Source organism: Pseudoflavonifractor phocaeensis, from assembly GCF_016901955.1.
Taxonomy (GTDB): Bacteria; Bacillota; Clostridia; order Oscillospirales; family Oscillospiraceae; genus Flavonifractor; species Flavonifractor phocaeensis_A.
Genome location: NZ_JACJLC010000012.1, coordinates 39,380 through 60,720, shown reverse-complemented (window position 1 = coordinate 60,720; position 21,341 = coordinate 39,380). Strand labels below are relative to the sequence as shown.

21 protein-coding genes and 1 pseudogene are annotated in these 21,341 nt (G+C 60.7%); 18 read left to right on the top strand and 4 right to left on the bottom strand.

Features of this window, described 5'->3' with window-relative positions; all coding sequences use genetic code 11:
- The 3 genes and pseudogenes from H6B51_RS04625 to H6B51_RS04615 form a co-directional block, all read right to left on the bottom strand.
- A pseudogene (locus H6B51_RS04625) lies at positions 1-574 on the bottom strand (hypothetical protein); the annotation flags it as partial.
- Positions 549-1,247: a response regulator transcription factor gene (locus tag H6B51_RS04620; protein ID WP_204882567.1), complete on the bottom strand. Its 699-nt coding sequence runs from the start codon at positions 1,245-1,247 to the stop codon at positions 549-551. The pseudogene H6B51_RS04625 and the gene H6B51_RS04620, both read right to left, overlap by 26 nt.
- A 142-nt stretch (positions 1,248-1,389) precedes the next feature.
- On the bottom strand, positions 1,390-2,325 hold the full coding sequence (locus tag H6B51_RS04615) for a S1 RNA-binding domain-containing protein (protein WP_243421133.1): 936 nt from the start codon (positions 2,323-2,325) through the stop codon (positions 1,390-1,392).
- Between the two features lie 144 nt (positions 2,326-2,469).
- On the opposite strand from H6B51_RS04615, the gene H6B51_RS04610 reads away from it, so the two are divergent.
- From H6B51_RS04610 to H6B51_RS04585, 6 genes are all read left to right on the top strand, one after another.
- Positions 2,470-2,664 carry a DUF951 domain-containing protein gene (locus H6B51_RS04610; RefSeq protein ID WP_204882566.1) on the top strand — a complete coding sequence of 65 codons (195 nt, stop codon included), beginning with the start codon at positions 2,470-2,472 and terminating at the stop codon, positions 2,662-2,664.
- Positions 2,661-3,728, top strand: a complete 1,068-nt coding sequence (gene hisC, locus H6B51_RS04605; protein ID WP_204882565.1) for a histidinol-phosphate transaminase — start codon at positions 2,661-2,663, stop codon at positions 3,726-3,728. Before H6B51_RS04610 ends, hisC begins: the two co-directional genes overlap by 4 nt.
- A 3-nt stretch (positions 3,729-3,731) precedes the next feature.
- Positions 3,732-4,073 (top strand): DsrE family protein, encoded by a 342-nt coding sequence (locus H6B51_RS04600; RefSeq protein ID WP_204882564.1) that lies wholly within the window; start codon positions 3,732-3,734, stop codon positions 4,071-4,073.
- Between the two features lie 142 nt (positions 4,074-4,215).
- Positions 4,216-5,061, top strand: a complete 846-nt coding sequence (locus H6B51_RS04595) for a sigma-E processing peptidase SpoIIGA (RefSeq protein ID WP_335342106.1) — start codon at positions 4,216-4,218, stop codon at positions 5,059-5,061.
- Positions 5,062-5,075: 14 nt separating this feature from the next.
- On the top strand, positions 5,076-5,795 hold the full coding sequence (sigE, locus tag H6B51_RS04590; RefSeq protein WP_204882563.1) for an RNA polymerase sporulation sigma factor SigE: 720 nt from the start codon (positions 5,076-5,078) through the stop codon (positions 5,793-5,795).
- Between the two features lie 186 nt (positions 5,796-5,981).
- The gene (locus H6B51_RS04585; protein WP_204882562.1) at positions 5,982-7,466 is read left to right on the top strand and encodes an aldehyde dehydrogenase family protein; all 1,485 of its coding nucleotides are present in this window, start codon (positions 5,982-5,984) and stop codon (positions 7,464-7,466) included.
- Positions 7,467-7,523: 57 nt separating this feature from the next.
- On the opposite strand, the gene H6B51_RS04580 is transcribed toward H6B51_RS04585, so the two are convergent.
- Positions 7,524-7,700: a hypothetical protein gene (locus H6B51_RS04580; RefSeq protein ID WP_204882561.1), complete on the bottom strand. Its 177-nt coding sequence runs from the start codon at positions 7,698-7,700 to the stop codon at positions 7,524-7,526.
- 259 nt (positions 7,701-7,959) lie between these two features.
- On the opposite strand from H6B51_RS04580, the gene H6B51_RS04575 reads away from it, so the two are divergent.
- The 12 genes from H6B51_RS04575 (at position 7,960) to H6B51_RS04520 (ending at position 21,340) form a co-directional block, all read left to right on the top strand.
- A complete protein-coding gene (locus H6B51_RS04575) occupies positions 7,960-9,243 on the top strand; it encodes a dihydroorotase (protein ID WP_204882560.1) in 1,284 nt (427 codons plus the stop codon).
- Positions 9,244-9,269: 26 nt separating this feature from the next.
- Complete coding sequence (gene pyrF, locus H6B51_RS04570) at positions 9,270-10,196, top strand: orotidine-5'-phosphate decarboxylase (RefSeq protein WP_204882559.1); 927 nt, start codon at positions 9,270-9,272, stop codon at positions 10,194-10,196.
- Between the two features lie 12 nt (positions 10,197-10,208).
- Positions 10,209-10,988, top strand: coding sequence for a dihydroorotate dehydrogenase electron transfer subunit (locus H6B51_RS04565; protein WP_204882558.1), 780 nt, complete (start codon positions 10,209-10,211; stop codon positions 10,986-10,988).
- Between the two features lie 82 nt (positions 10,989-11,070).
- Positions 11,071-12,009: a dihydroorotate dehydrogenase gene (locus tag H6B51_RS04560; RefSeq protein ID WP_204882571.1), complete on the top strand. Its 939-nt coding sequence runs from the start codon at positions 11,071-11,073 to the stop codon at positions 12,007-12,009.
- Positions 12,010-12,050: 41 nt separating this feature from the next.
- Positions 12,051-13,214 (top strand): bifunctional histidine phosphatase family protein/GNAT family N-acetyltransferase, encoded by a 1,164-nt coding sequence (locus H6B51_RS04555; protein WP_204882557.1) that lies wholly within the window; start codon positions 12,051-12,053, stop codon positions 13,212-13,214.
- A 12-nt stretch (positions 13,215-13,226) separates the two neighbouring features.
- The gene (locus H6B51_RS04550; protein ID WP_204882556.1) at positions 13,227-15,185 is read left to right on the top strand and encodes a YgiQ family radical SAM protein; all 1,959 of its coding nucleotides are present in this window, start codon (positions 13,227-13,229) and stop codon (positions 15,183-15,185) included.
- A gap of 229 nt (positions 15,186-15,414) precedes the next feature.
- Positions 15,415-16,233, top strand: coding sequence for a GNAT family N-acetyltransferase (locus tag H6B51_RS04545; RefSeq protein ID WP_204882555.1), 819 nt, complete (start codon positions 15,415-15,417; stop codon positions 16,231-16,233).
- A 37-nt stretch (positions 16,234-16,270) separates the two neighbouring features.
- The gene (locus H6B51_RS04540; RefSeq protein WP_204882554.1) at positions 16,271-18,301 is read left to right on the top strand and encodes a hypothetical protein; all 2,031 of its coding nucleotides are present in this window, start codon (positions 16,271-16,273) and stop codon (positions 18,299-18,301) included.
- A 113-nt stretch (positions 18,302-18,414) separates the two neighbouring features.
- Positions 18,415-19,137 carry a UMP kinase gene (pyrH, locus tag H6B51_RS04535; RefSeq protein WP_204882553.1) on the top strand — a complete coding sequence of 241 codons (723 nt, stop codon included), beginning with the start codon at positions 18,415-18,417 and terminating at the stop codon, positions 19,135-19,137.
- A gap of 1 nt (position 19,138) precedes the next feature.
- The gene (gene frr, locus H6B51_RS04530) at positions 19,139-19,693 is read left to right on the top strand and encodes a ribosome recycling factor (RefSeq protein ID WP_204882552.1); all 555 of its coding nucleotides are present in this window, start codon (positions 19,139-19,141) and stop codon (positions 19,691-19,693) included.
- A gap of 78 nt (positions 19,694-19,771) precedes the next feature.
- Positions 19,772-20,515: an isoprenyl transferase gene (locus tag H6B51_RS04525; protein WP_204882551.1), complete on the top strand. Its 744-nt coding sequence runs from the start codon at positions 19,772-19,774 to the stop codon at positions 20,513-20,515.
- Complete coding sequence (locus tag H6B51_RS04520) at positions 20,516-21,340, top strand: phosphatidate cytidylyltransferase (RefSeq protein WP_335342105.1); 825 nt, start codon at positions 20,516-20,518, stop codon at positions 21,338-21,340.
- The last annotated feature ends 1 nt before the right edge of the window (position 21,341 follow it).

Genomic DNA, 21,341 nt, shown 5'->3' with positions numbered 1-21,341 from the left:
GGGTGGGCGTATTTGCCGTGGGAGTGGCGGAGAAGTCCTCCTCCAGGATATAGGGGGCGGGGTCTTTTGCCGCCGCCAGGGTAAAGGTCAGGCCGTACCACCGGCTGGGGACGGGGTAGTTCTGGTAGCCGGGCAGGAACCACTGGCTGTCGTCCCGATAGGTACCGTCCCCGTAGACGTCCACCGTCTGGCCGTCCTTTTGGATGGTGACCGAGTAGCCGTCAAAGGTAAGCAGGAAGTTGTACCCCTCCGGCAGGGTGCCGGTCACCAGGGACGGCTCGTTGGTGACGGGCGCCTCTCCGGTCCGTTGGATATAGTAGAGCAGGTTGTTGTCGGTCAGCCGGTCGCCCTCCACCAGGTCCCCGTCGCAGATCCGCTGGAACCAGCCCTCCATGGTCTGGCGGAATTGCAGGGTGTCCTGATAGTCGCTCTGGAAGGCATCCGCCATCTGCTGCCAGCCTATGCCCCGCACCGCCGAACCCAGGGCCACCAGCCCCAGCAGCAGCAGATTGATCCCCAGGAAAAAGGCCAGAAAGGCCAGGACGGGCTTAGTGTTTTTCGATTTTGTATCCAATGCCCCACACCACCTTCAAATACTCCGGCTCTTTCGGATTGAGCTCGATTTTTTCCCGGATGCGGCGGATGTGTACCATGACCGTATTGTCTGCGGAATAGGGCTCCTCCTGCCACACCCGGCGGTAGATCTCCTCGGCGGGGAACACACGGCCCAGATTGCGCATGAGCAGGTCCACGATCTTCAGCTCGGTGGCAGTGAGCCGCACCGGCTCCCCGTCGGCCAGCAGGGTGCGCTCCTCCGGCAGGTAGGTCAGCCGTCCGGTGACCAGGGCCTCCTTGCCGTTGGTGGCGTTCACGTCTCCCAACTGGGTGTACCGCCGCAGATGGCTGCGGACCCGGGCCACCAGCTCCTGGGGGTTGAAGGGCTTGGCGATGTAGTCGTCCGCCCCCATGGACAGCCCCAGGATCTTATCGGTGTCCTCTCCCTTGGCACTGAGAATCAGGATGGGCAGGTTCCGCTTCTCCCGGATCTTCAGCACCGCCGACAGCCCGTCCATCTGGGGCATCATCACGTCCATCAGGATAAGCCGCAGGGACGGGTCCAGGGCCTGGTCCAGGGCCTGGAGGCCGTTGTAGGCCCGCAGCACCCGATAGCCCTCCTTTTCCAGCAGAATGGCGATGGCCCGGACGATCTCGGCGTCGTCGTCCACCACCAACACGGTCTCGTTCATCCGCTTCACCTCCGTGAGGATAGCATAGCAATCTTTTCTTTCAGACAGTGTGGGGGAACTCTTTCACATTTCTTACGATTGTACCACAGCGCACAGGCTCTACGCAAGAAAAGGGCCTGCCGCAGCGGCAGGCCCTTCAGGTTCAATCTCCAAAGCTGGTTTCCATCCCCACTTTGACACACCCATCCGGGGCGTATTTCCAGTGCTCCAGCCGGCCCTCCCGGACAAAGTATTCCAGAGGCCGCGGCCTGGGGTCGGGGGGCAGCTGATCGATAACCAACAGCTTGATCTTCATCCGGTGAGGGAGGATGGCCTTGATGTACACTGATACCCTTGCCCCGTCAATCAGACGGGGATCTCGCTCCGCCAGCCCGGACAGGTTGGGGGCCAGCTCCACAAACACCCCGTAGTCTTTCACTCCCCGGACGATACCAGGTACCGTCATGCCCGGCTGGAACCGGGCGGCGTTTTCTGCCCAGGTACCCAACAGCTCTTTATGGGTCAGATAGATCCGGCCCTGGGCTGGGTCTAAATCTAGTACCGCCGCCAGCAGCTCCTGACCCACCTGGAACCGGGCGGCCGGGTGTGGGATGCGGGATACCGAAATATTTTCCACCCCAATGAGGGATGGCACGCCGCAGCCCACATCCACAAATGCCCCGAAGGGCTCCAGGTGGGTAACGGTAACAGGGATAATCTGGCCGGGGCGCAGCTGGGCCAGCATATTGTCCAGGGCCTGCCGCTGGGCGGCCCGCCGGGAGAGGATGGGGCGTACCCCCTGTTCCGTCTCCTCAATACCGATAACTGTAAAGCAGACTGGCTTGCCTACACGGGAAAGGATGGCGATCTCCCGGGTACTCCCTTCAGCGATGCCCAGGGCGGTCTCTTCCCGGGAAATAAAGCCGGTAAAGGGCCCCAGGCTGACGCTCAGGTGGTGCTCCGGGGAACAGGAGGCCGCCACCCCCTCCAACACCTGACCGGTCTCCATGGCCTGCCGCAGACCCTCCACATTTGCGCAGGCCTGTCGGTTTTCCGGCGTATTCAGCAGCCGCCCCTCAGGCGGAAAACGCTTCGTCAATATAACCAATCCTTTCTGCGTCCCGGCGGGATTTTTCTTACCTGACCACTATATGCAAAGGACAACCTTGAATTGACAGGGGAGGGGCGGGAAAGCTATAATATTCTTTACACTGATAAAGTACACAACGAAGGGGGACCCGCCATGGACATCCATGTGGGCGACGTGTTGGAGCTGAAAAAAGAACATCCCTGCGGCAGCCGCCGCTGGGCGGTGCTGCGGGTAGGGATGGATTTTCGCCTGCGTTGCCAGGGGTGTGGCCATGAACTGATGATCCCACGGAGCAAAGCGGAAAAAAGCGTGAAAAAAATCATTCGGGCCGGGGAGGAACAGGCATGAAGGAATTGTGGAGCAAGCGGGCCAGGGCGCTGACCCCCTACATACCGGGGGAGCAGCCCCGGGAACGGAAGTTCATTAAGCTGAACACCAACGAAAATCCCTATCCTCCCTCGCCCATGGCCCTGGCGGCTATCCGGGAGGCGGCCTGCGACACGCTGCGGCTCTATCCCGACCCGGAGTGTACCAACCTGCGGGAGGTGCTGGCCGCCAGCTACGGCCTTAAGCCGAACCAGGTCTTTGTGGGTAACGGCTCCGATGAGGTGCTCGCTATGTGCTTCCAGGCCTTTTTTGACCCGGACCGGCCCATCCTTTTCCCTGATATCACCTATAGCTTCTATACAGTGTACGCAGACCTGTTCGGACTGACCTACCGCCAGATCCCTTTGGACGAGAATTTTGCGGTACCTCGGGAGCCCTTCCTGGAGGAAAACGGCGGTATCGTTATTGCTAATCCAAACGCTCCTACCGGCCGGGCCATCTCCCTCAGCGGAGTGAAAGCGGTGCTGGAGGGCAACCCAAATTCCGTGGTGGTGGTGGATGAGGCCTATGTAGACTTTGGCGCCCGTTCCGCCGTGGAGCTGGTAGACTGCCACCCCAACCTGGTGGTGGTGCAGACCATGTCCAAATCCCGCTCCCTGGCGGGGCTACGGGTGGGCTTTGCCTTTGCCAATGAGAACCTGATCACCGCTCTCAACAGTGTCAAAAACTCCTTCAACTCCTACACTCTGGACCGGCTGGCCCTGGCGGGGGCGGAGGGGGCTCTGCGGGACGTGGGCTACCTGCGTGCCACTACCATGAAGATCATCCACACCAGAGGTTATACCGCCTGCAGGTTGAAGTCGCTGGGGTTCCAGGTGGTGGATTCCTCCGCCAACTTCCTCTTTGTCTCCCACCCCGACGTGGCTGCCAAGACCCTGCTGGACGGCCTGCGGGAGCGAGGCATCCTGGTGCGGTGGTTTGACAAGCCCCGGATCAGCAACTACCTGCGCATCACTATTGGTACTGACCAGGAGATGGAGGCCCTGTGCGCCGCTCTGGCGGAGCTGTTAGGAAAAGAGGGGTAAGTCATGGAGGACAAGCATCTGCATATTTTGTGGACCAACGCCGACCCCACCGTGTTCGAGAAAATGATCCTGATGTACGCTGTGAACAGCCTGCTCCGGGACTGGTGGGAGAAGGTCACCGTCATTATCTGGGGAGCTACCGCCGCTCTGGCTGCCAATAATCCTGTGGTGAACGAGCAGATCCGCATGGCCATGGACCGGGGAGTACATTTCTCCGTCTGTGTCACCTGCGCCCGGGAGCTGGGGGTGGAGGACCAGCTGCGGGACATGGGGATGGAAGTCATCTCCTGGGGACCGCCCCTCACCCGACTGCTCCAGGAAAAAGCCCCTCTGCTCACCATTTGAATCATTCCGATACAGACCTGCCGCAGCTGTTGCGGCAGGTCCTCTTTTTGTCCTGAGCCTCCGGCCCCAATATGACCTTTTTTGTGGGGACGGGCCGGTATAATGAGGGCTGCACGCCAGGACCGGAAGGAGGGAACGGGCGGTGGTGGTCTATCTGGACCAGGTATTTTTGCTGAATTTCGTGGTGGATTATCTGCTGCTGCTGTGTTCCGGACGGCTGGCGGGGGAGGTACTGTGCCGGCGGCGGCTTGCCCTGGGGGCGGCCATCGGTGCGGGCTATGCCGGGGCGGCCTGCCTGCCCGGACTGGGGTTCCTCCTCCATCCTCTGTGCAAGGTGGGGGCGGGAGTGTTTACGGTGCTGGCGGGCTACGGAGGCAGCCGGCGGCTGCTGCGGCTGAGCCTGGTGTTTTTTGCCGTATCCGCCGCCTTTGGAGGGGGCATCCTGGCACTTCAGCTGCTGGGGGGGCCTGGTCTGACCCTGGGCAACGGGGTGGTATCCGCCCCCCTGGATCTGAAGGTGGTGCTGCTGTCGGCGGCGGGATGCTACGGACTCATCACCCTGGTCTTTCAGCGGACAGCCCGCCACAGCCCACGGCGTGAGCTGGCGCCGGCGGTGCTCACCCTAGGAGAACGGCAGGTGGTGCTCACCGCCCTGATGGATACTGGCAATACCCTTACCGATCCGGTGTCCGGCAGGCCGGTGCTGGTGGCAGAGGGGGAAAAGACAGTGGGACTATTCCCAGAGGGGACTGCCCCCGGCCCGGAGGAGCTGAGAGATCCTGCCTCTGCCCTGGAGCGGCTGAGGAAGGCCGGGCTGCGGTGCCGTCTGCTGCCCTACCAGGCGGTGGGAGTAGAATGCGGCCTGCTGCTGGCCCTGCGGCTGGACCGGGTGCGGGTGGGGGAGGAGGACTACGGCCCTCTGCTGGTGGCCCTGTCCCCGACCCGGCTCACCGACGGGGGCGGCTACTGTGCGTTGATCGGAGCATGAAGGAGGATGGACAGATGGGGTGGAAGGCACGGTTTTATATCTGCCTGCAAAAGCTGCTGGCCCGAGCGGGGCTGAGGCTGCCGGGCAAGATCATGTACATCGGTGGGAGCGATACCTTGCCCCCGCCCCTCAGCCGGGAGGAGGAGGCCGGCCTCATCGCCCGGCTGGATCAGGGAGCGGAGGAGGTACGTGCCCAGCTCATCGAGCGCAATCTGCGGCTGGTGGTATACATCGCCCGCCGGTTCGAGAACACCGGGGTGGGTATCGAGGACCTGATCTCCATCGGCACCATCGGGCTCATCAAGGCCATCAACACCTACCAGCCCGCCAAAAATATCAAGCTGGCCACCTACGCCTCCCGGTGCATTGAGAACGAGATCCTGATGCATCTGCGCAAGACCACCAATCTGAAAAGCGAGGTATCCTTTGATGAACCTCTGAACACTGACTGGGATGGCAACGAGCTGCTGCTCTCGGACATTCTGGGTACGGAGAACGACCTGGTGATGAAGCCCATTGAGGAGGATGTGGACCGGCAGCTGCTCTTCCAGGCCATGGAAAAGCTGGATGACCGAGAGCGACATATCATCACCCAGCGATTCGGTCTGGATGGCAGACCGGAGCGTACCCAGAAGGAGGTGGCCGATAGCTTGGGCATCTCACAGTCCTATATCTCCCGGCTGGAAAAGCGGATCATCGCCCGGCTGAAGCGGGAGATCCTGCGGCTGATGTGAGCGCCCCGCCAGGCACTTTTCCGTTCTGGAAGAATGAGATATATTTAACAATAATGTCACAAAAATAACAAATAATTTTAGAAAAAATGATTGACTTTTCAACTAAAAGTGCTATACTCTAATTGAACTAAATAGTTCAATTAACGGTGTTTCAAAGCAAGTTTAATACAGAAAGGAAGTATCACAATGGAACGGCTGACTCAGGAGCAATACGGGCTTTATATCAATGGAAAGTGGGTGCCCGCCAGTGATGGTGCTACCTTTACCACCCGCTGCCCCGCCAACGGGGAGGTGCTGGCCACCTGTGCCCAGGCCACCAAAGAGGACGTAGATGCTGCGGTAGACGCCGCCTGGGAGGCATTCAAGTCCTGGAAAAACATTACCACCAATGAGCGCGCCGCCATTCTGAACAAGGTGGCCGACATTATTGAGGAGAACGCCGAGCACCTGGCCATGGTGGAGTCCATGGACAACGGCAAGCCCATCCGGGAGACCCTGGCCATTGATGTGCCCTATTCTGTCCGCCATTTCCGCTATTTCGCCGGTTGCATCATGGCGGAGGAGGGCTCCGCCAACATTCTGGACGGCACCACCCTCTCCCTGATCCTGCGGGAGCCCATCGGCGTGGTAGGCCAGATCGTGCCCTGGAACTTCCCCTTCCTCATGGCCGCCTGGAAGCTGGCCCCCGTGCTGGCCGCCGGCTGCTGCACCGTGTTCAAGCCCTCCAGCGACACCCCGCTGAGCGTGCTGGAGCTGGCCCGCCTGACTCAGGACGTGATCCCCGCCGGCGTGTTCAACGTGATCACCGGCTCCGGCTCCAAGTCCGGTCAGTACATCCTGGACCATCCCGGCTTCCGCAAGCTGGCCTTCACCGGCTCCACCGAGGTGGGCGGCTGCGTGGCCTGCGCCGCCGCTGAGCGGCTCATCCCCTCCACTCTGGAGCTGGGCGGCAAGAGCGCCAACATCTACTTCGACGACTGCAAGTGGGATATGGCCATGGATGGCCTCCAGCTGGGCATCCTGTTCAACCAGGGCCAGGTGTGCTGCGCTGGCTCCCGTGTCTTTGTTCAGGACACCATTTATGACAAGTTCGTGGAGGAGGCCGTCAAGCGGTTCAACTCTGTCAAGGTGGGCGTGCCCTGGGAGAAGGATACCCAGATGGGATCCCAGATCAACGAGAACCAGGTGAAAAAGATCCTGGAATACATTGAGATCGGCAAGAACGAAGGGGCCAAGGTGGCCTGCGGTGGCGAGCGTGCCACTGAAGGTGAGCTGGCTAAGGGCTGCTTCATGAAGCCCACCCTGCTGGTGGATGTGAACAACAAGATGCGGGTGGCCCAGGAGGAGATCTTCGGGCCGGTGGCCTGCGTGATCAAGTTCCACGATGAGGACGAGGTCATCGAGATGGCCAACGACAGCGCCTACGGCCTGGGCGGCGCTGTTTGGACTCGGGACATCAACCGTGCCATCCGGGTGTCCAGAGGTATTGAGACCGGCCGTATGTGGGTCAATACCTACAATTCCATCCCCGAGGGCGCCCCCTTCGGCGGCTACAAGGCCTCCGGTATCGGCCGCGAGACCCACAAGGTCATCCTGGAGCACTACACCCAGATGAAGAACATTATGATCAACCTGTCCGAGTCTCCCTCCGGCTTCTATCCTGAGAAGTAAGCCAACCGAGTAATCAGAGGGCCTGCCGCGGTAAACGCGGCAGGCCCTCCTCCTGCCTTACAGTCCCATGGAGTCGGCCAGGCTGCACTTCACCTGGTCCATTTTCCGGACGGCCTTGCGGGCCATCCGCCGCATCTGGGGATCCTGCATCCCCTTGGCGGTGACTGCCATGCCAATGGTGGCACCGGCGATGATACCCAGGCCCATGCCGCCTAAAAATCCGTGCTTGGTCATTTCATCAGCTCCCTTCACTGTTCGGTGCCTATTTATTATTGCCCCAAAGGCTGAAAAATCCGTTGCTAAATAATGCGAATCAAGGTATAATGGAAAACAGACAGAGAAAACAACAGGAGGGGGACGGGGGTTGGACCTGTACCCCTTTTTGCTGTGCAAATGCGCAGCGGAGCGTCCACATTTTTCGTGTATGGATATGCCGTACATGCCAGCCTTGCCCGCCTGTGGGTGAGGCCATACCTATGAAAGGAGTGATCTGGTGAAACTGTTGATTCGTCAGGGCCGTCTGGTGGACCCGGTGGGCGGAATCGGCGGCGTGATGGACATTTTGATGGAAAAGGGCAAGATTACCGTCATCGGCAGCAACATCAACGAGCCCGACGCCCAGGTGATCGACGCCACCGGCCTGACGGTGTGCGCCGGCCTGGTGGATATGCACGTCCACCTGCGGGAGCCTGGCTTCGAGTACAAGGAGACCATCGAAACCGGCACGGCGGCGGCGGCCAGGGGCGGCTTTACCTCCATTGCCTGTATGCCCAATACCAAACCAACTGTGGACTGCCCGGAGCAGGTGGACTACGTACTGAAAAAGGCAGCTCAGGCCTGCGGCGTGCATGTCTGGCCCATCGGGGCGGTGTCCAAGGGGCAGCGGGGGCAGGAGCTCACCGATTTTGAAGCTTTGAAAAACGCCGGAGCGGTGGCCCTGTCTGACGACGGAGTGCCCGTCCAGAGCGCAAACCTGATGCGGGACGGTCTTATCACCGCCCACCGGCAGAACCTGACTATCCTCTCTCACTGCGAGGACGCCGACATGGTGAAAAACTATGCCGTCAACGAGGGGCGGGTGTCCAGACAGCTGCGGTTGCCCGGCCGCCCTCCCATTGCCGAGGAGATCATGGTGGCCCGGGACGCCATGCTGGCCGAGGAGACTGGCGCCGCCGTCCACATCTGCCACATCTCCACCGCCAAGTCGGTGGCTCTGGTGCGTCGGTATAAGCGGAAAGGGGTACAGATCACCTGCGAGACCTGTCCCCAGTATTTCTCTCTCACCGAGGACGAGATCCTGACCAAGGGAACCATGGCCCGGGTCAACCCACCGTTGCGGACCTGGTCTGACGTGGAAGCCATCATTGAGGGGCTGAAGGATGGCACCATCGACGCCATCGCCACCGATCACGCTCCCCACTCCGCCGAGGAGAAGGCTCGGCCCCTCACCGATGCACCCAGTGGCATGGTGGGGTTGGAGACCGCCCTGGGAGTCACGCTCACCTACCTGTACCACACCGGAGAGCTGCCCCTGTCCGACATTCTGCGGAAAATGACCATCAATCCCGCCTGCATCCTCCGGTTGCCCACCAAGGGCCGGCTGGCCATCGGGTCGGACGCCGACCTGATCCTCTTCGACCCGGACGAGCGGTGGACGGTGGATCCGGAACAGTTTGCCTCCAAGGCCCGCAACACCCCCTTCGCCGGGATGGAGCTGCGGGGCAAGGTGAAATATACCATTGTGGGTGGAAATGTGATCTATCAGGATCAGCCATAAAGAGATAGATAAAGGAGAAGTGAGTTATGTCCTTCGATCATTTGCAGGAAGCCATTATCGCCATGAAAAACCCCACTGTGGCCGGCCTGGACCCCAAGCCGGAGTATGTGCCCATGCACATCCGCAAGGAGTGCTATGAGAAGTACGGCGAGACCCTGGAGGGGGCCGCCGAGGCCATCTACCGCTTCAACTGCGGCCTGATGGATGCTCTGTGCGACATCGTCCCCGCTGTGAAGCCCCAGTCCGCCTACTATGAGCGCCTGGGCTGGCGGGGCATGGAGATGCTGGAGCGCACCATCCGCTACGCCAAGGACAAGGGGTTCTTTGTCATTGCCGACATCAAGCGGGGGGATATCGGCTCCACCGCCGAAGCCTACTCCGATGGCTGGCTGGGGACCACCAAGGTGGGGGAAAGCACCTTCTCCTCCTTTGACGCCGATTGCGTTACCCTTAACGGCTATATGGGTTCCGACAGTGTGAATCCCTTCCTCAAGACCTGCAAAGCCCTGGACAAGTGTGCCTTCATCCTGGTCAAAACCTCCAACCCCAGCTCCGGGGAGCTGCAGAACGTGGCCGCCGGAAATGGGGATACGGTGTACGGCCTGATGGCTGACCTTATTGAGCAGTGGGGGGCGGGCACCCAGGGCAAGTACGGCTATACCGTGGCTGGGGCGGTGGCTGGGGCCACTCACCCCGACGAGCTCAAGCAGATCCGGGCCCGGATGCCTCACAGCTTCCTGCTGGTGCCCGGCTACGGCGCCCAGGGGGGCACCGCCGAGGACGTGCAGTACGCCTTCCAGGACAAGGGCCGGGGCGCCATCGTCAACTCCTCCCGGGGCATCATCTGCGCCTGGCAGAAGACCGGTAAGGACGGCATGGACTACCAGGAGGCCGCCCGCAACGCCGCCATCGCCATGCGGGACGATATCTGCCGGTTCACCACCATCGAGTAAGGAGGAGAGACCATGCCCATTGAACAGCTGTGCACCGTGGTGGGAATGACTCCACTCAACGACAGCACATACTGGATGACTCTGGAAGTGGGGAAGATGGTGGAGGAGCAGGGCCTCCGGGCTGGCCAGTTCCTTCACGTGGCCTGCGGAGAGGGTAACCTGCTCCGCCGGCCCATTTCTGTGGCCTGCGTCCAGGCCGAAGAGCCGGAAAACACTGCCGCCCTCATCTTTGAGGTGAAGGGAGAAGGTACCCGCTGGCTGGCCCAGCGGAAGGTGGGCGATCAGGTAGACGTACTGGGTCCCTTGGGTAACGGCTTTGCAGTGGAAGAGGGCGGCCGCTATCTCCTGGTGGGCGGCGGCATCGGCGTGCCTCCGCTGCTGGGCTACGCCGAGGGTTTTCACAAAAACGCCTTGGCCGTGCTGGGCTTCCGCTCCGCTGACCGGGTGATTTTGGCTGAGCGGTTCCAGGATGCCTGTAAGGCAACCTACCTTTGCACAGACGACGGAAGCCTTGGACGCCATGGATTTGTGGACGCCCAGGTGAAGGATATACTTGAAAAGGATAAAGACTTTACGGCGGTTTTGGCCTGCGGTCCTAAGCCCATGCTGAAAAGCGTGGCCAAAGCGGCGGCGGAATACGGCGTGCCCTGCCAGGTGTCCATGGAGGAGCGGATGGCCTGTGGCGTGGGGGCCTGCCTGGGCTGTGCCATCCAGATGGCCGACGGCACCATGAAGCATGTGTGCAAGGATGGTCCGGTATTTGACGCCAAGGAGGTGGACTGGAATGTCTGAGCAGGAGAAGTTTCTCTATACCCCGGAGGCAAGGAACAATGCCGGGCCGGGGCAGCCCCCGGAAAAGGCGCCGGGCTCCGTGATGGTGCGGCCGGAGCGGCGGGACCTGCCGGTGGATCAGTCTGTTGATCTGGCGGGCGTACGGCTGAAAAACCCCATTGTGGTGGCCTCGGGCACCTTCGGCTTCGGCCGGGAGTACGGCCAGTTCTATGACCTCAGCGAGCTGGGGGGCATCTGTGCCAAGGGACTGACCCTCCACCGCCGGGAGGGCAACCCGCCCCCCCGCATCGCCGAGACCCCCATGGGCATCCTCAACTCCGTGGGCCTCCAGAACCCCGGGGTGGACGCCTTCATCGAGCACGAGCTGCCCGAGCTGCGGAAGCACGACCTGGTGGTCATCGCCAACATCTCCGGCAACACCCCGGAGGAGTACGGCATCATGTGCGAGAAGCTGTCGGAGGCCGGTGTGGACATGATCGAGGTGAACATCTCCTGCCCCAATGTGAAGGCGGGAGGGCTGGCCTACGGCACCAAGCCGGAGCTGGCCGCCGAGGTCACCCGGGTGGCTAAGGAGCACGCTACCGTCCCCGTGATGGTGAAGCTGTCCCCCAATGTCACCGACGTTACCGAGATCGCCCGGGCTGTGGCTGACGCCGGAGCGGACGCGCTCTCCCTCATCAACACCCTCCGGGGGATGCGCATCGACGTGAACACCCGCCGGCCCATTTTGAAGATGAATACCGGCGGCTTGTCCGGTCCCGCCGTGCTGCCGGTAGCGGTGCGGATGGTGTGGGAAGTGGCAAACGCTGTGGATCTGCCTATCCTCGGCATGGGGGGCGTGGCCAAAGGGGAGGACGCCGCCCAGCTCATGCTGGCGGGGGCCTCCGCCGTGGCGGTGGGTACAGCCTGCTTCGCCGACCCCTATGCCCCCATCAGGGTGCGAGACGGCCTGGCCCAGATCGCCTGTGCGCAGGGACTTGACAAGGTATCTGACCTGACAGGTGGCGTGCGCCCCTGGTAAGGCCGACTTTATGCGAGTAGATGAGAAGTGAGATACGAGCAATGACCAAAATATTTATCATCCGCCACGCCGAGGCGGAGGGCAATCTGTACCGCCGGGTCCACGGCTGGTACAACAGCCTGATCACCGACAACGGCTACCGGCAGATCGCCGCTCTCCGGGGCCGGTTTGCCAAGGAGCACATTGACGCGGTATACTCCAGCGATCTTTTCCGTACCATGACCACCGCCAAGGCCATCTATCCCAGTCATGGACTGGAGCTCCATACAACTCCCGCCCTGCGGGAGATCGGCGTGGGGGTATGGGAGGACGTGCCCTGGGGCGCCTTAGAGCGCCACGACGCCATGCGGCTCATCCTTTTCAACCACGCCTCTCCCAACTTCCAGGTGGAGGGCGGGGAAACCTTCGCCCAGGTGCAGGCCCGGATGAAGGGGGCTGTGCTGGACATTGCCGCCCGCCATCCCAGCCAGACGGTGGCCCTGTTTTCCCACGGCTCGGCCATCCGCTGCCTTCAGGGTATCATCCGGGGCATGGGTCCCGGGGAAATGGACAGCCTGGGTCACAGCGACAATACCGGCGTTACCTGTCTGGAGGTGGAAGGGGATGAGATCCGCATCCTCTATGAGAATGACAACTCCCACCTGCCGGAGGAGATCTCCACCCTGGCTCGCCAGAAGTGGTGGAAGGCCCGTGAGGGGAGCATGGCGGACGCCAACCTGTGGTTCCGGCCCCTGGATCTGGAGCGGGAAGAAAAGCTCTACCTGGATGCCCGGCACGAGGCCTGGGTGGATATCCATGGCTCCGGCATCCCCTTTGACGGTCAGGGATTCCTGGAGGATGCCAAGACCTGCTGGAAGACCGACAAGGATAAGGCCTTGTCAGTTGCCATGCAGCGAGGCGAGGTGGCCGGCCTGCTCCAGCTGGATCTGGAGCGCCACGCGGACCAGGGGGTAGGCTATATCCCCTTTGTGTACATGACTCCCCAGCACCGGAAAAAGGGTTTGGGAGTACAGCTGCTGGGGCAGGCGGTGTCCATCTACCGCCCCCTTGGCCGAACCAGGCTACTGCTCCGGTGCGCCCCTGACAACGAGATCGCCCAGCGGTTCTATAAGAAATACGGCTTTGTGAAAGTGGGGGAGGCCCAGGGGGCCAGAGTACCCCTCGACCTGCTGGAAAAATACATTGGCTACCAACCCAAGGATTGACAGAGGAAACCTATGAATACATTTTTGCCCGTCTCCAAGGCGGACATGGCGGACCGGGGCTGGGACTGGTACGACTTCCTGATCCTCACCGGCGACGCCTACGTGGATCACCCCTCCTTCGGCACCGCTATCATCTCCCGGCTGCTGGAGGCGGAGGGCTACCGAGTGACCATTCTGGCTCAGCCAGACTGGCGCAAGCCGGAGGCCTTTACAGCCATGGGCCGTCCCCGACTGGGGGTCATGCTGTCCGCTGGCAACCTGGACTCCATGGTGGCCCACTACACCGTGGCCAAAAAGCGCCGCCACGACGACGCCTATTCCCCCGGCAACCGGGCCGGTCTGCGGCCCGATCGGGCCTCCATCGTATACGCCAACAAGATCCGGGAGGTTTTTGGGGACATCCCACTGGTGATTGGCGGGCTGGAGGCCTCCCTCCGCCGGTTTGCCCACTACGACTACTGGGAGGACAAGGTGCGCCGTTCGGTCCTCTTTGACAGCCAGGCCGACCTGCTGGTGTACGGCATGGGGGAGACCGCTACCCGGGAGATTGCCGCCCGGCTGGCCTCCGGCACCCCGGTGGGGGAGATCACAGATGTAAAGGGAACTGCCTTTATTGCAAGAGATCCCTCGGTCTGCGCCTATCCCAAGGTGGAGTGTCCCTCCTTTGAGCAGGTGCGGGAGGACAAGCGGCAGTACGCCGTGGCCAACCAGATCCAGTATGAGGAGCACGACCCTATCCGGGGAAAGGCCATCCTCCAGCGCCATGGGGACAGGATGCTTATCGTCAATCCCCCCGCCATGCCTCTCACCACGGCAGAGCTGGATTACGTGGCTGAGCTGCCCTATGTCCGGGAGCCCCACCCCATGTACGACGACATGGGAGGTGTGCCTGCCATTGAGGAGGTCCGCTTCTCGGTAGCCCACAACCGGGGGTGTTTTGGGGCCTGCAACTTCTGCTCTCTGGCCTTCCACCAGGGGCGGATCATCTCCTCCCGCAGCCATGAGAGCGTGCTCCGGGAGGTGGAGGCCCTGACCCACCACCCAGGCTTCAAAGGATATATCCACGACGTGGGAGGGCCCACCGCCAACTTCCGCCGGCCCGCCTGCAAAAAGCAGATGAAGGCGGGACTGTGCCGGGGGAAGGCCTGTCTGGCCCCCGCCGCCTGCCCCAACCTGGACGCCGACCACACAGACTACCTGATGCTGCTGCGGAAGATCCGGGCGGTGCCCGGGGTGAAGAAGGTGTTCATTCGGTCGGGCATCCGGTTCGACTTCCTGCTGAAGGACGGTAATGGGGAGTTCTTCGCCGAGCTGGTGAAGCACCATGTGTCCGGCCAGCTGAAGGTGGCCCCGGAGCACTGTGTCAACACGGTGCTGGACTGCATGGGTAAGCCCCACATCGAGGTGTACGAGAAATTCCGCCAGAAATATGAGCGGCTCAATCAGAAATACGGCAAGGAGCAATATCTGGTACCTTATCTCATGTCCTCTCACCCGGGCTGCACTCTCAACGACGCAGTTCGCCTGGCGGAGTGGCTGAATAAGTCGGGCCGCCAGCCCGAGCAGGTCCAGGATTTCTATCCCACTCCCGGTACCCTGTCCACCTGCATGTACTATACCGGCATCGACCCCCGTACCATGGAGCCGGTGTACGTGCCCAGAGACCCCCATGAAAAGGCTATGCAGCGGGCCCTGATGCAGTGGAAGCGGCCGGAAAAGCGGCCCCTGGTACGGGAGGCCCTATACCGGGCCCACCGGGAGGATCTGATCGGCTACGGCAAGGAGTGCCTGCTCCGGCCAGAGCACCGCAAGGTCCCGACCTCAAAGGCTCCAGCCGGCAAGACCGGACCGGGGAAAGGGAGAAAACCCACAGCGGAGCCTGTCCGCAAGACAAAGCCGGTGAAAAAGGCTGGCTGGGCGGTGGCAAAGCCCAAAAAGAACGCCCGTCCAGGAAAAAAGAAGGGCAAATAACAGAATCAAGAATCAAGATACCATTTCGAAAGAATATTCCGGGCCCGGTTGCTAACTCCGGGTCCGGAATTTCTTGTTCCTGTGTTGTGACCAGATGAAAAATGTGATAAAATAATAGAACTTAGAACCCTTGAGTCCTGTTCGGAATGACTAAGGGGCAGGGGCAGTTTCCTGCCCGAAGCGTTCTATTGTACCTCCCGTTCGCGTTTACGACATGAGGAGAATGGGTATGACCATATGTTCCGTTCGCTCCAACCAGCTGGAGCCCATTCGGGAGATGTTTCCCAATAGTGTGTACTGGCAGGCCCGCACCGGCCAGGCAGATGTGTTCGGTCTGCAAGACGACAACGGCGTGCTTCAGGCGGTGATGGCGGCGGAGCTTCGGGGACTGGCCACACGCCTGCTGTGGCTGTGGGTGGCCCCGGATTACCGACGGCAAGGGCTGGGGCGAATGCTGCTCCTCACCTTGATGGCAAACGGGCATGCCGCCGGCACCAATTGGCTGGAGGCGGATTTCCCCATGGACGGCAATCTGGAGATGTCCTCCCTGATGATCAGCCTGAACGCGCCCTTCCGGCGGATCGGCAGTCTCTATACCACCACCCTGGGGGAGGTGGAGCTGAGCAGGCTGGAGAGACATGTGCGCCAGGCGGTGGGGACACCCCTGGGCCAGGCAGATCCCCAGCAAAAAAAAGATGCGCTGCGGATGCTCCGGACCCAGGGAATGCCCGCCTATTCGGCGCCTGTGGCCCAGTGCTATGATTCGGACCTGAGCCGACTCTATTTCCACGGCGGCGCCCTGCGGGCCATGCTGCTGATAGAGGCGGGGGCCCATCTGTGCGTATCCTATCTGTGGTGTGAAAAGGAGTGGAGCTACATCCTGCCCGGGCTGCTGGTCTGCTGCCTGCGGGCGGCCAGGGAGCGGTATCCGGCGGATACGGAGCTTTATACCGGCACCATCGCGGAATCTGCCTCCCGGCTCAGCGACACCTTTTTACCCAAGGCAAAGAAAACCTTCGTATTCCGATACCGGCTCCCCATCAGTTGAAGTCCACTACCATTGAATTGGAAAGGAGGCTCCGCTTATGGCGCCCATCATGTTAGGAAAGCACCGGAAGGCCGAAGCTCCGGTGCAGCCGGACTTAGCCCCCCAGCAGTTTGCCGATCCCATCCAGCAGCAGCTGGCCGTCCAACAGCAGCAGACCGCCGGGGTGCAGCAGGACCAGCAGCAGGTGGCGGCAGATCCTGTCCAGGCCACCGTGCAGACCCGCACCCAGCTCAACGGCGGGATTCCTCCGGCGGTGGATCCGACTGCCCCGCCGGTGGAACTGACCGAGGCCCAGAAGATGGAGCTGGCCCAGATCTCCAACAAAAAGCATCGGGAGAAGCGGGCGGAGGAGATGCGGGAGGAAAACCGGCAGCGGCTCCTGGCCCAGCGGCAGCGGGTCCAGGAGCGGCAGAAGAAGGACGTTTCAGCGGAGGAATACCAGGCCGAGAGATTATCTGCCATCTCCAACATCCCTGATATTTGTGAGCAGATCAACCAGCTGACCATCGATCAGGACAAAAAGAAGATGATGATCCATCATCTCCAGCTCACCCATGCCATGCTTCAAACCATGACCGCCCATATTACCCGGACTATCCCCGGGGATCAGGCGAGTTTTGAAATCCTTCTGCACATGCTCAACTATTGCACCCGCAACATAAATCAAAATAGCAACGCCGCATATTGTGAACTGGATAAGATGGGCGCGGCGGACACCATCCCTAAGGATACAGCCGAGAGACTGAAAATATTTTTGGTAAGGTCAGCCTTTATAGATAACGTTACCAGAAAAAATTTCTCCGATGTAGCCTGGCAAGCCTTTTATGATGGAGAACAGGTGACCTGGGGAGCATTGCTCAAGCGTGCGGGACAGGACCAGGTAATCGACATCACCGGTCAGAAGACTGGACGTATGGGTCAGGCCATGAGCGCGGTGACCACCATCGGGACGGGGGAGGATACTCAGTTTTTCAAGGAGGACGAATTTATCCAGGGAGAAAAAGAGATCATACGGGACGCCAAGGAAGAGATAAAGGGCGGCCTCCCCACCGAAGAGGAGCGCCAGAGCGTGGACCGTTTCTGTTATGCCCATGGAGATCAGATCAGCCAGATGGACCGAGTACTGGAGCTGTTGCGCAACGCGGGGGATGGGCAGGGAAAGCTTGACCTGAATAATGCGGATCTGTTGAAGCTGCTGAATGAAAGCGGAGCTATGGCGAAGGTGGACGCCTCCTATCTCTCCAATGAGACGGCGGCCAAGATCATGAAGGCTGTGCTGCGCCGGAGGATGGCCGCAGGCATCGGCGCTAATCTCGGGCTTGAGGAAGGCCAGGGATTGAGCGAGCGCAATGTGGCCACTGTCCGGATGGCATCCATTTTAGGTATGAAGGAACAGGTGGTGCACAGCCAGCAGGTCAAGCTGGTTCAGGACGGCGCCAGCCGTTCCGGATTTGTGATGAATAAGGCAAAGGGCCTGGATTATACCCATCTGCACAAAGCGGCACCGCCCGGCCATGATGAGTACACCGGCGAATTCCAGCGGCAGCTGATGAACCTGCAACTGCTGGACAATATTTGCGGGCAGTTTGACCGGCATTTGAACAATGTGTTCTTTGATTACGCCAAGGAAGGAAAAAAAGTCCGGATCCGTGGGATCACGGGGATCGACAACGATATGGCCTTCGGCACAAAATACATAACGCATGGAACGCAAATTCATATGCGCAGCTGTATGGATAAGGACGGAAACTATATCTTTCCAGTGGTAGACCGGGATTTTTATGAACATCTGATGACTATCAGTGAGGATACCATCGAGGGCGAGCTGGAAATGATCAAAGACCCAAAATACATACGCGCGTTGTTATACCGGCTCAATCGGGTCAGGGACGGCATCACGAAGGCGCTGACCTCCGATCCACCCACCTGCAGGCTGGTGGACAAAGACGGGTGGGGTAAGGGCACCCTGATGGAGCTGTGCAAGGGTGAAACATGGGAGAATAACAGAAGCTATTTGTCCCGTTTTGTCGCCGGCCGTAGAGAATGTGCCGGTCAGCGCCCGCTCTAAGGGGGGCCTCCGCTTTTGAACAACTTGAAAAATTTTGGCTTAACCACTATGCAAACCTGGAAAACTATATTAAAATAGGTGGGGTATGAAATTCCGAAAAAGGAGTTGGAAGTATGAGTGAACCGCAGTTCAAGCGGATCCTTCTGAAAGTAAGCGGCGAGGCGCTGGCCGGCGAGGCCAGCCGCGGCCTGGATTTTGACGTCATTGGCAGCGTGTGCGACGTGATCAAGAAGTGTGTGGCCGCCGGGGTCCAGGTTGGCATCGTGGTAGGCGGCGGCAACTTCTGGCGGGGCCTGAAGGACGGCGGTGACCGGATGGAGCGCACTCGGGCCGACCACATGGGCATGCTGGCCACCACCATCAACGCCCTTGCCGTGGCCGATATGCTGGAGCAGAAGGGCGTGGACGTGCGGGTGCAGACCGCCATTGAGATGCGGGCCATCGCCGAGCCCTACATCCGCTCCAAGGCCATCCGCCACATGGAGAAGGGGAGAGTGGTCATCTTCGGCTGCGGCACCGGCAATCCTTTCTTCTCCACCGACACTGCTGCCGTGCTCCGGGCCGCTGAAATCGACGCGGACGCCATCCTGCTGGCTAAGAACATCGACGGCGTTTACTCCGCTGATCCCCGTAAGGATCCCAATGCGGTGAAGTACGACTCCATCACCTATGACGACGTTCTGGCCCAGCACCTGCAGGTGATGGACACCACCGCCACATCCCTGTCCATGGACAACAAGATCCCGGTGATCCTGTTTGCCCTCAAGGACCCCGAGAATATCCTGCGGGTGGTCATGGGGGAGAAAATCGGCACCATCGTCAAGGAGGAACCGTGAAATGAAAGAGGTCAACAAGGAATACGACGCCAAAATGCGCAAAACCATTGACGTGATCATCAGCGATTTCGCCAGCGTCCGGGCCGGTCGGGCCAACGCCGCCGTGCTGGATAAGATCACCGTGGACTACTACGGCGCCCCCACCCCCCTGAACCAGGTGGCAGCCATCTCCTCTCCCGATCCCCGGTCCCTGATGATCCAGCCCTGGGACTCCACCCTGCTCAAGGCCATTGAGAAGGCCATCCAGACCTCCGACCTGGGCATCAATCCCCAAAATGACGGCCGGGTCATCCGCCTGGCCTTCCCCCAGCTCACCGAGGAGCGCCGCAAGGAGCTGTCCAAGCAGGTGAAGAAGTATGGGGAGAACGGCAAGGTGGCAATCCGCAACATCCGCCGGGACGCCATGGAGAAGTTCAAGGCTATGGAGAAGAAATCCGAGATCACCGAGGACGACCGGAAGGATTATGAGAAGGAGCTCCAGGACCTCACCGACAAGCGGTGCAAGGAGATCGACGCGCTCACCGCCAAGAAGGAAGCGGAGCTGATGGCGGTCTGACCCTCGGGGGAAATGAAATAAGCCCGGTGCGGGATGCCTCAGGTGTCCCGCACTGGTGTTGTATAGGCGGGTTTCAGCATGGCTATATTTAAACCAAAGGAAGCGCCGGTCCAGGTGGATTTTGATCATCTGCCCCGGCACATCGCGATCATCATGGACGGCAACGGCCGCTGGGCCAAGCGCCGGGGATTGCCCCGCACCGCGGGCCACGCCGCCGGGGCGGAGACCTTCCGTACCATTGCCACCTACTGCCAGAAGATTGGGCTGGAGTATCTGACAGTGTACGCCTTTTCCACCGAAAACTGGAAGCGACCCCTGGAGGAGGTCTCGGCCATCATCGGGCTGCTGAAAAAGTATCTGCTGGAGTCCATCGAAAAGATGGAGAAGGACAAGATCCGGCTGCACTTTTTCGGTGACCTGGACGCCCTGCCCCCGGAGCTGCGGGAGCTCACCGTCCGTACCGACGACATCTCCACCCGGTATGAGGGTATGCAGGTCAACGTATGCTTCAACTACGGCGGTCGGGATGAGATTGTCCGGGCGGCCCGGGCCTTTGCCGCCGACTGCGCGGCGGGGAAGCGGCGGCCGGAGGCGCTTACGGAGGAGGATTTTTCCGGCTATCTCTATTCCGCCGGAGTGCCCGACCCTGACCTGGTGATCCGGCCCAGCGGAGAGATCCGGATCTCCAACTTCCTGCTGTGGCAGTCGGCCTACGCCGAGTTCTACTATACCGACGTGCTGTGGCCCGACTTTTCCAAGGAAGAGCTGCACAAGGCCATTGCGGCCTATCAGGGGCGCTCCCGCCGTTTTGGAGGTGTCTGAGTGGTTAAGCGAATCATGGTTGCGGTGGTATGCATCCCTCTGCTTGGCCTTGCGGTCTACTGGGTTTCTCCCAGCTATCCGGTCATTATGCCTGTGCTGGTGGCCGGCCTGTCCATGATCGCCGTGCATGAAGCTCTCTGGTCCACCGGCTTTCTCAAACACGCCCGGATCTCCTGCTATTCCATCATCATGGCCGGCCTGATCCCCTTTTGGGTGTACTATGACGGCAAGCAGCTCCCCGCCATGGCGGGGATGTTCCTCTACGTGTTCATCCTCTTCTGCGAGGCCATCGGCAGCCAGAAGCGCATCACCCTGGAAAAGCTGGGCGGAGCGGTGTTCCTCACCTTGGTGATCCCCTATTTCTTGTCCTCCATCCTGCGCATCCGCATGATGGGGTACTGGCAGGCCCTCATCGTGCTTCCCTTTGAGATCGCCTTCCTCAGTGACGCCTTTGCCCTCTTTGCGGGTATGGCCTTTGGCAAGCACAAGCTGGCCCCCCAGCTCTCCCCCAAAAAGACGGTGGAGGGCGCCATCGGCGGGTTTGCCGGGGCGGTGGTGTGCACGGTGATTTTCGGCGTTGTGCTCCAGCTGGGCTTCTCCATGGAGGTCAACTACTTTTACTTGGCTCTCTACGGCGCTCTGGGCAGCGTGGTCTCCCAGATCGGGGACCTGTCCTTTTCCTATATCAAGCGGGAGTACGGCATCAAGGACTTCGGCAACATCTTCCCCGGGCACGGCGGCGTGCTGGACCGCTTTGACAGCGTGATCTTCTGTGCCCCCCTGGTGGAGCTGCTGCTCTGCCTCCTGCCCGCGATCGGAGGCTGAC

Bases quoted from the DNA above. Each gene is read 5' to 3' on its own strand.
- H6B51_RS04620 (WP_204882567.1), bottom strand. From the start codon at position 1,247: ATGAACGAGACCGTGTTGGTGGTGGACGACGACGCCGAGATCGTCCGG.
- H6B51_RS04610 (WP_204882566.1), top strand. From the start codon at position 2,470: ATGGACATCCATGTGGGCGACGTGTTGGAGCTGAAAAAAGAACATCCC.
- hisC (WP_204882565.1), top strand. From the start codon at position 2,661: ATGAAGGAATTGTGGAGCAAGCGGGCCAGGGCGCTGACCCCCTACATA.
- H6B51_RS04600 (WP_204882564.1), top strand. From the start codon at position 3,732: ATGGAGGACAAGCATCTGCATATTTTGTGGACCAACGCCGACCCCACC.
- sigE (WP_204882563.1), top strand. From the start codon at position 5,076: ATGGGGTGGAAGGCACGGTTTTATATCTGCCTGCAAAAGCTGCTGGCC.
- H6B51_RS04585 (WP_204882562.1), top strand. From the start codon at position 5,982: ATGGAACGGCTGACTCAGGAGCAATACGGGCTTTATATCAATGGAAAG.
- H6B51_RS04580 (WP_204882561.1), bottom strand. From the start codon at position 7,700: ATGACCAAGCACGGATTTTTAGGCGGCATGGGCCTGGGTATCATCGCC.
- pyrF (WP_204882559.1), top strand. From the start codon at position 9,270: ATGTCCTTCGATCATTTGCAGGAAGCCATTATCGCCATGAAAAACCCC.
- H6B51_RS04565 (WP_204882558.1), top strand. From the start codon at position 10,209: ATGCCCATTGAACAGCTGTGCACCGTGGTGGGAATGACTCCACTCAAC.
- H6B51_RS04560 (WP_204882571.1), top strand. From the start codon at position 11,071: ATGGTGCGGCCGGAGCGGCGGGACCTGCCGGTGGATCAGTCTGTTGAT.
- H6B51_RS04555 (WP_204882557.1), top strand. From the start codon at position 12,051: ATGACCAAAATATTTATCATCCGCCACGCCGAGGCGGAGGGCAATCTG.
- H6B51_RS04550 (WP_204882556.1), top strand. From the start codon at position 13,227: ATGAATACATTTTTGCCCGTCTCCAAGGCGGACATGGCGGACCGGGGC.
- H6B51_RS04545 (WP_204882555.1), top strand. From the start codon at position 15,415: ATGACCATATGTTCCGTTCGCTCCAACCAGCTGGAGCCCATTCGGGAG.
- H6B51_RS04540 (WP_204882554.1), top strand. From the start codon at position 16,271: ATGGCGCCCATCATGTTAGGAAAGCACCGGAAGGCCGAAGCTCCGGTG.
- pyrH (WP_204882553.1), top strand. From the start codon at position 18,415: ATGAGTGAACCGCAGTTCAAGCGGATCCTTCTGAAAGTAAGCGGCGAG.
- frr (WP_204882552.1), top strand. From the start codon at position 19,139: ATGAAAGAGGTCAACAAGGAATACGACGCCAAAATGCGCAAAACCATT.
- H6B51_RS04525 (WP_204882551.1), top strand. From the start codon at position 19,772: ATGGCTATATTTAAACCAAAGGAAGCGCCGGTCCAGGTGGATTTTGAT.